This is a genomic window from Levilactobacillus yonginensis (genome assembly GCF_003946265.1).
Lineage (GTDB): Bacteria > Bacillota > Bacilli > Lactobacillales > Lactobacillaceae > Levilactobacillus > Levilactobacillus yonginensis.
In genome coordinates this window covers 1-9037 of sequence record NZ_RHNO01000020.1, presented here as the reverse complement: position 1 = coordinate 9037, position 9037 = coordinate 1, and the positions used below count along the sequence as shown (strand labels likewise).

At 48.2% G+C, this 9037-nt stretch carries 7 protein-coding genes; all 7 read left to right on the top strand.

Annotated elements, in window-relative coordinates; all coding sequences use genetic code 11:
• The first annotated feature begins 10 nt into the window (after nucleotides 1–10).
• The 7 genes from map (at nucleotide 11) to EKM87_RS09760 (ending at nucleotide 8764) form a co-directional block, all read left to right on the top strand.
• The gene (map, locus tag EKM87_RS09790) at nucleotides 11–799 is read left to right on the top strand and encodes a type I methionyl aminopeptidase (protein ID WP_125684267.1); all 789 of its coding nucleotides are present in this window, start codon (nucleotides 11–13) and stop codon (nucleotides 797–799) included.
• Nucleotides 800–1288: 489 nt separating this feature from the next.
• Nucleotides 1289–4453, top strand: coding sequence for a bacterial Ig-like domain-containing protein (locus tag EKM87_RS09785; RefSeq protein WP_125684265.1), 3165 nt, complete (start codon nucleotides 1289–1291; stop codon nucleotides 4451–4453).
• Between the two features lie 356 nt (nucleotides 4454–4809).
• The gene (locus EKM87_RS09780) at nucleotides 4810–6009 is read left to right on the top strand and encodes a multidrug effflux MFS transporter (RefSeq protein WP_125684263.1); all 1200 of its coding nucleotides are present in this window, start codon (nucleotides 4810–4812) and stop codon (nucleotides 6007–6009) included.
• 306 nt (nucleotides 6010–6315) lie between these two features.
• A complete protein-coding gene (gene relB, locus EKM87_RS09775; protein WP_125684261.1) occupies nucleotides 6316–6534 on the top strand; it encodes a type II toxin-antitoxin system RelB family antitoxin in 219 nt (72 codons plus the stop codon).
• Nucleotides 6531–6800, top strand: coding sequence for a type II toxin-antitoxin system RelE family toxin (locus EKM87_RS09770; RefSeq protein WP_125684259.1), 270 nt, complete (start codon nucleotides 6531–6533; stop codon nucleotides 6798–6800). The genes relB and EKM87_RS09770 overlap by 4 nt, the downstream gene beginning before the upstream one ends.
• A 242-nt stretch (nucleotides 6801–7042) precedes the next feature.
• A complete protein-coding gene (locus tag EKM87_RS09765) occupies nucleotides 7043–7807 on the top strand; it encodes a matrixin family metalloprotease (protein ID WP_125684256.1) in 765 nt (254 codons plus the stop codon).
• A gap of 768 nt (nucleotides 7808–8575) precedes the next feature.
• A complete protein-coding gene (locus EKM87_RS09760) occupies nucleotides 8576–8764 on the top strand; it encodes a hypothetical protein (RefSeq protein ID WP_125684254.1) in 189 nt (62 codons plus the stop codon).
• Nucleotides 8765–9037 lie beyond the last annotated feature (273 nt).

Below are 9037 nucleotides of genomic sequence, written 5' to 3'. Positions count from 1 at the left end.
AGGAGGAAACATGATAGCATTAAAATCAGCACGAGAAATTGCCGGTATGCAGGCGGCGGGCGACATCTTAGTTGGTCTGTTTCACGAGTTGGAAACGTACATTCAACCTGGGATTACGACTTGGGATATTGACCATTTTTCTTATCAATACATCGTTGACCACGGTGCCACACCTGGCGAACTAAACTTTGAAGGATACAAGTACTCGACCTGTGTCAGTGTGAACGACATGATCTGTCATGGTTGTCCTAGCAAAGATATCTTGATCAAAGAGGGTGACCTGATCAAAATGGATACGGTCATCGACTACGACGGTTACCTGAGTGATGCTTGTCATGCTTTTGTAGCTGGTCAAGCGTCACCAGAGGTTCAGAAACTGATGGATGTGACGTTGAAGTCCCTCTACTTGGGAATTGACCAGGCAGTCGTGGGTAACCGCATTGGTGACATTGGTGCAGTCATCCAAGAATATGCTGAAAACCAGATGGGTTACGGCGTAGTGCGTGACTACATTGGTCATGGTATTGGACCGACAATGCATGAAGATCCAGACGTTCCGCACGTTGGCCGAGCTGGCCATGGAACGCGGTTGAAGGCCGGTATGACGTTGACGATTGAACCAATGATCAACGTCGGCGACTGGGGCTGCAGTGATCCTGCCGATGATGGCTGGACCATTCGAACGTTGGATGGCAGCTTGAGTTGTCAGTATGAACACACGCTGGTCGTGACGGATGATGGTCCTAAGATTTTGACCTCATTTGATCATGAGTTAGACGCAAAATATTTGTTGAAATAGAGACAGTTTAAAGGCCAACTTCCAGCGAAGTTGGCCTTTTTGTAATGAAATTATTCGTCGTATATATTTAGAATTTGTTCATGAGGGCTTCGCCATCCTGAACCTTTGTTTTAAGGAAGTCTTTAACTCAACTGTTCTGTTTCCACAAAACATGAAGGTAATCCCCATGACCTATGTATGGTCATAAGATAATGCGATGTTACTATTTGCGGGGAGTGCTGAATTTTACACGCCTCTAGCTTAACGAAAGCTTAAAATCACTTATAATTAATTGAAAATACTTATCAAGCTGAATCCTATTATAATGCCGAGTTGGCTGCTATTAAAACGCTTTCATATTTCCGGAATTTATCACGATTGTTGGTCAATTTATGGTACTATTTCAGTATAGAAAACAATTGCCATTTGTAACTAGTTTACTATGAATTGGTTTTGTTTATTCAGTAGATGACTGGTACGTGAGTGAGCGAGGGAAAGCGGGAATCGATTATGATGGCGAGAAGGGCCTGGCAAGAAAGCAGCGGACAAATTGAAAAGAAACATTATAAACTATACAAGGCTGGCAAGTTTTGGCTGGTTGGGAGTATCTCAACGGTGGCGTTGCTGGGTGGTTTGTTCGTCAGCGCACCCAGGGCTCATGCGGCCACGGTAGCTGGGGCTGCTGAGAGTGTCAGTGGTCCAGTGGCTGATTCTGCAACAGTGGCGAAAACGGCGCTTGAAAATACACAGTCGAACGAGGCAACGCCTAGCAGTACCGCAGCAACAGTCACGGGTGCTAAGCCGGCCAGTTCAACGGCAACTAGTGGTACGACACCTGCCACCTCAAATGCTTCCAGTGGTGAGCAGCTTCAGTCGACTGCGACCAAACCGGCCTCCTCGGCAGCGGCCCCAACATCTGTTGCGGCTCCGGCAGGTGCGACTAGCAAAGATAATAATGGTGATGCTAATGAAAAGGTAAGCTCAGTGCCTAGTGCCGCAGGTAAAATCGCAGTTGCTCCGGATCCTAACGGGGTGAAGGTGGCCGCCCCAGCTTTCAGTAGAAAACAGTTATTGCGCAATTTTACTGATGGCGCGACGGTGCCAGACATGGCTGTAACACCAATGTTGGCTAGTTTAGATATCGTGGCAGAGACCATTGATGGTGATGTCATTACAGCGGGGAAAGATATTGCCCCCGTTGTCACGACGCAGGAGAGCACCGGTGAATACAACTATGCCAATTTTTTTGTGACCACTAAAAGCAAGTACGCCTTGTATAACGCAACAGCGGCCGTTACGGTGTATCCGTATAACCCCACGAATATGTCAACCACCGCGTATGGCTTGAACGCTCAACTGTGGGGATTTTATATTATCCTACCAACCGGTATCACGAGCTCATTGGCAAATGCGCAATCTGCAGCGACAGATTTTGTAGAAATGATCAACGCAGACGCTGTTTATCAGCTGGACTACACTGATTTTTCATCATTAACGGCGTACCGATTGAATAATACGAATGATGGTCGGCAGGTGTATTATTTCCGCCCCAATGATGGCGCCAAAATTTCTCGATTAGATAAAACGAGCATGCCAAAATTTCAACTTACGCTTCATACGGGGAGTGCAGAGGATACCTCGCTGCCGGCTGCGTATAACATTAATGCACAGAATTACGCTGACTTAGCCACGGATGGCGTCCTTTTCGCTGGGACTGGTAACTTAGCTGTATCAACCGTTAAAAATAGTGGGAGTTATCCAACGATTACCACTGCTAGCTTGGGAATCGATGCCCCTGATGCTAATATTGCTGGTTTAGTTATTCCCGGTGGTAACCGAGGAAACATTGCCCTGCCTAAACTCACTTACGTCCACGTGAACGTTACCGATACCTATAACATTGTTGACGGGACCACTGGTCAAGCGCTCGGCAGTGTCACATCAGTCGGCCTAGATGGGTCAACGTATCAGCGCGGAAACGTGATTTCACTCTCGGCGCTAGCGACGTCCCCTTTGAAACTAGATACTAGCAAATATTCTGATGCCATTGCTGTGAGTTCGGGGACTGCAACTGATACCATGACTTACACCCCTAGCGTTGCCGATAGCACCACGCTGGCGGTACAAGGGTCAACTTATACCGTCTATCTTAATGAACTCGCAACGGGTTCGACGGCTGGTTTGAGTGTTGTCCCTAAATCAATTTTGGCTGGGACGGCTTGGACGCCGGCCACGAATTTGATTTCTGCCACGGATACGGACGGGTCTGCGGTGCCAGCTGATCGGCTGAGTGTGACCATTACTGATGCCGATGGGAATAGTGTTAGTGCGCTAGATTCTGCGCCCGCTGGAAATTACACGTTGGTGTACAATTTTACTGATGCCGAGAACGTCGCGCATCAGGCCACCACAACGTTGACGGTGAAGTCACTGCCGATTACTTTGACGGTACAGGATACCAACCTATTTGTGGGTGATTCCTGGCAACCAGCCGATAGTTTTGTCAGTGGCACCGATGAAAATGGCACTGCGCTGACGGCGTCACAACTGGCGGTGACGTACGCTCAAGTTCAAAGTGATGGCACGACTACGCCGGTTGAGAGCCTTAGCACGACGGAACCGGGGACTTATCAGGTGACGTATACCTACACGGATAGTGCGGATGACGTGAGCTTAGCTAAAATGGTGACCGTAACTGTGGCCGCTAATCAAGCTCATTTAAATTACACGGATCAGGCTACCAAGTTATATGTCGGTGGAAGCTGGACGCCGGCTGTGGTAACTGGCACTGATGTTGACGGGACGGCAGTGGATGTGTCATCGGTCATTAAGGATGCTCAAGGCAACGTTGTGGTACCAACGGATGTGACCAAAACGGCAGGAACCTACACGGTGACGTACAGCTTTACCGATCAAAAGGGCATTAACCACAGTGCCATCAACACGTTAACTGTGGCGCCCAATCAGTCGAACTTAAACTATGCTGATACGACGACTGCGTTGACCGTTGGGGATGCCTGGACACCAGCAACGATTACGGCTACTGACGTAGATGGTAGCTCGGTCACCGTAACACCAAAAATTACGACAGCTGATGGGCAACCAGTTTTGGCTGCAGACGTTACGAAAACGCCAGGAACTTACCGCGTTACGTATACATTTACGAATCAAAATGGCCAAGTGATGACGGCCACGAATACCATCACGGTGACTGCCAAAACGGATACCGGTACGGGGACAAGCACACCGGGTGATAGCACTAGCGGTTCAGGTACGGGCACGACCACGCCAATCGAAACGCCAGGAACTACGCCCGCTGGTGGGACGGAGACTGGTCAGCAACCAGGAACGAAGACGCCCGTTACTAAACCAACCAAGCGCACCACGCCAAAGAAGACGGCTGCCGTTACAACAGGCGGGGTGAAAGGAACGAAGGCAGCTGGTTTGCGGGAAACTCATTCCACGGCCGGTCAATCAGCTAACTTAGCAGCGGCTCAGATGGTTACTGCCAAGAACCTAGAGTCTGAGTCACAACCAGGTTACCAAACGACTGGCTCAGCCACGCAATTGCCGCAAACTAGTGACGACAGTCAGAGTTGGTTGGCGGTGCTTGGCAGTTTGTCGTTAGGATTACTGGGCATGGTCAGGGGGCTTGACCGTAAACGTCGGAGTTAAACATTGTTTGACGACTTGATTTGATTTTTATGGTGGTGATTTTGTTCATTTCAAGAATCAGATTTCATACATCATCACTTGTTTAGTTGTTCTCTAGGCAGCCATTTGGGTTACTGCACAACAAAACGGTAAGAAGATAAACGCGAAGAAAGTATCTCAGGCATAAATTAGTCTGAGATACTTTTTTACTGTCTGACAAGGAAGACACCTTGACATCCTTCCGAAACTCCCGTATCGTAAATCAGACATCAAACAGAAAGGGGTGACGGCCCATGAATCTTGAAACTTTAATGGCGTGTGTCCCCGCAAATGGTCAAGGACGTTTTTCCTCAAAGTAAATTCTAAGGAGAAAAATGATGAAAAACGTCCACCAATCAGTCCCGTCTTTGGGGCTGACGATTGCTCTCGTTGGGTTTCCTCAAATCAGCGAGTCGATTTTTACCCCGGTGTTACCACAACTTCGCCGGGTCTTTGCCGTGAGTGCTAGTCAGGTTCAACTGACCATGAGCACCTACTTTATTGCTTTTGCCGTTGGGGTCCTCGTTTGGGGCCAGCTGGCCGATAAATGGGGGCGCCGACCAGCGATGTTGGCGGGGATTGCGATTTATTTATTCGGTAATCTCGGACTCTACTTTAGCGGCACGTTTGCCACGTTGATTGGCTGGCGACTGGTTCAAGCCTTCGGCGCCAGTGCTGGTTCTGTGGTGACGCAGACCATTATGCGGGAGAGTTTCAGCGGTATCACCGGTGCCAAAATTTTTGCCCAAACGAGTGCCGCTATGGCATTAGCGCCAGCATTGGGACCACTAATTGGCGGTGTGATGCAGACCTACTTTGGCTATCGCAGTGTCTTTGCCACGTTAGTGACGTTAGCCGTGGCCGTTGGCATGTACGCAGTTGGGTGCCTGCCGGAGACACAGTCGGTCACTAGTTCTGTGAGTCAGATCAAACAGTGGCCGGTTGTGTGGCGTTTGCTGACGGATCCCGTTGTGTGGGGTTATGGCCTCTTGATCGGTGGCATTAATGGAATCTTATTCAGCTATTACGCGGAGGCCCCCTTTATCTTCATGGCCCACTTTGGCTACTCAGCCGTGCATTATGGTTGGCTGGGATTGATTCTGGCCAGTGCCAGCCTGCTGGGAGCGGTGCTGGTCAATTGGTTACTCAATTTTTGGTCACCGGAGCGGGTCGCTTTCGCTGGATTGGTGTTTAGCGTCATAGCTGGGAGCGGGCTGGTGGTTGCGGCAAATTGGCAGCGGCCACGGTTGATGATTGGCCTGATCTTTCTGGTCTTTTTAGGGCTGAACGTGACGCTGCCGAATGCTTTGAACCGCGCCCTGATCGGATATGAACGGGTAATGGGCAGTGCCAGCGGTTGGTTCAGTCTGGGCTACTACTTGTTTGTCAGCGTGTTGACTTATGGGATGAGCTACTTGCACAATGGGACGATTCAGATGCTACCAAGTTACATGCTTGTGCTGTGTATTGGCATGTTGCTGGTGTTTAGACTCTTGGTTTTGCGGCAGCAACGTCAACGGGACGTCGTGAGTGATTGACTTTTAAACACCCTTTAAGATAATTGCGAAGGCACTCTGGGAGCTATTGTTAAACTGGCTTTCGGAGTGTCTTTTAATATAATGAGGCGTGTTCTAGCAAACACGATTAGATTTCTGGCTGAAGTATTACTTCATCTGATTATTTTAAAAGTAATTGCACCGTGGTGACTGCTTTCTGGTTAAGCTAATTATCCCAGTTGTTTGTCAGGTTGGATGTATTGAGATAGACCATACTGGTAAATATTGAGCGAATAGGCTACAAGTGAAGCCTACCCATGATATAATTCACTGTAGGAGGTGGGGGTCATGACTGTTACGTCATTAAGGTTTAAAGACGATCAGTATAAGCAAGTTAAGGAATTAGCTGAATTTTATGGTGAACCAGTGACGACATTTATGCGTAAAACGATTTTAGAACGACTTGAAGATGAGTCTGATTATCGCGATGCAGCAAGAAATCTTGAGGCAAGTCATGGTGAAAAAGTTTCTCGTGAGGAGATTAAACACCGGTTAGGACTAGAATGACAACCTATAGCTGGGAATTTGCCAAGAAAGCAGATAAAGATTTTCAAAAACTGGATTCACAAGTGCAACGTCGCATGATTAAATGGCTAGATGATCATATTGAGGGTGCATCTAATCCGCGGGCGTGGGGGAAAGCACTGGAAGGCAGCCTAGGAACCTTTTGGCGTTATAGAGTCGGTAATTATCGGATAATTGCTGATATTCAGGATGGAAAATTTATGGTTTTGATTGTGAAAGCAGCTAAGCGAAATGATGTCTATAAATAAGAATATTTTTCGAGCCACACAAGTAGTTTTCTGAATTTTTTAGTGGCTTTAGACTAATTTAACGAAAAGTGGCGTCCTATCAGCAAACGTTGATGGGACGCCATTTTTGGCTGGTGGACCTCCCTGGTAAACGCTTAGCAATCGGCATAAATAGTGGTGTTCCTGCATGTTTTAGGCTAGAATTCAAACAATCGGTTAAACCGGACCGATTCATCACATGATTGAGAGAGGAAGATTCACGGTTGAAAATATTAAGACGACTAGTCGTGCTCCTCATGCTGGTCGGCGCGGGCTGGTGGGTCAAGACCCAGCCAGCAGCGGTTGCGGCGCTCTTCACGCAAGCGAAAGTTTACAGTGACGTTCTAACAGCAAAGGTGGCCAGTTACTTAGCCACAAATTCACTCACCGGGAAAAATAGTAAGTCAGCCGGCAGTTCTTCCAGTGACGGTAAGACGACCGCCAGCGGCTACATTTGGCGGAGCTCAAGTAGTCAGTCAGCTGAATCGACCGGAACCAACGGCACACCGGTGGAGTCCATCGTTCAAGGCGTAACGTTAAGTTCGACCTATTACTATCGCTTCAGCGATGATTTATCCGCGCGGGGGCGGGCAGTCTTCCAACAGGCTGTTGCCACCTACAATGCTACGGGAGTTGTGAAGCTGATTGCCGGAACGGCCCCTAAGGGTGCCAATCAAATCACCTTTGGCGGGTATCACAAGAAGGTTGCCAATCAGCAGGGAACCATTGAATTGGGACACGGTGGACCTAAAATTACGCAACGAATCAGTTTAACGGGTGTGAAGACGGTGAACGCGGCGACGGCCAGCTTAAACTTGACCTATAGCCAGTCGGCCCGTCGATCTGTGGCCATTCATGAACTGGGTCACGCCCTCGGATTGGATCATAGTAGTGCCACCAGTTCAGTGATGTATCCAATCGATCAAGGTAAGACGCAGTTATCATCAGCGGACTTAAAAACGCTCAAACAGATTTACCAACAGAATTAGAAGGTAAAATATCCCCAGGGCTAGCGTCATATGGCCTCTTGGGGATTTTTTTTGACCGTCAGCTAAAGGTTAAAAATTCGAAAACCGTTGTCAAACCAAGAATAATAAGGCGTTATAGACTGGAAATTAGTCTCACCCCAGCCACCTGCGGCAGTCAGAGATTCCGCCTGCTGTGGGGAACGCCTCCGGCCTGAAAAGCGGTCCTTCGGCTCGATTTGAAGCCTGGAAGAAACACCTGTCTCCAAACACGTCCCACGCTGTAAGCCGAAAATCGGCTAACACCGTCGACACAGCTGGCTCCACCTCTGACCACCTTCGGTTAAGCAGGTTCTAAGCTGTCTTAAATACCTGAATGATTGCACTTGTTCCATATTATTGGCGCTCCACTAGGTAGCCGAGAGTGAGTCAAATTTGGACTCAGCCGTGGGATTTTCAAGTGGTTTTCTTGAAAATGGCGACTTGAAGACGGGTTTTGCGGCTTCAAGTGAGGGTCAAGACCGTTCTTTGGCTTGTCCCGTCCTTTCCACAGCGTTCCAGTCTAAATTTGGCGAACGGTAAGGCGGCAATTTTCAACTATATCTGATTAAACCCCAATACCCAATCCTTGTTGTATCAAGCACAGTGGGGACTCCATTGCTTTCGATCTTTAGATTGTCAGCCAGATAAGTTAAGGGGACGGTATATGAATTTATTTGTAAGACGTTTCAGTTAAAACCGACTGACCAGCGTGCTAGACTTATAGCGCGTTCAAGTCAGGAGGAAACTTATTTGGAAAAAGAATATGAACTGGTGGCCGATCGGTCAACGCTACGCTTAAAGCGGGAGGCCACGGCCGTTGGCATCGGCACGGTGGATGTTCATGCGGTCGTCGATCTAGATACCGGAAAGTTGCGGTTAGAGGTGGACGAGCAGGGGTTGCGCAAGTTGCGTCAGGATGCGGATCACAGTGCGCGGTGAAATTGGCAATAATCTGTGCTAGGAGAGTGGGACAAAAGGCGGTTAGTCAATGAGCATTAACGTCGATAGACGAATAATCCTGGTCCTGGATTGTTTGTCTATCGGGGTTAAGCGGAGTTGACTGCCTGTTGTCGCACGTTTCGACTATTTATGTTCGGAGCAAAATAAGGGTTTGAGACTTTTGTCCCAAACCTTTTTCCTACGTTTAGTCAAGCTCTGTAAATAAAAATGTTTCGAAATTTTGTGTACACTAAACAGTATCTCACTGAGGAA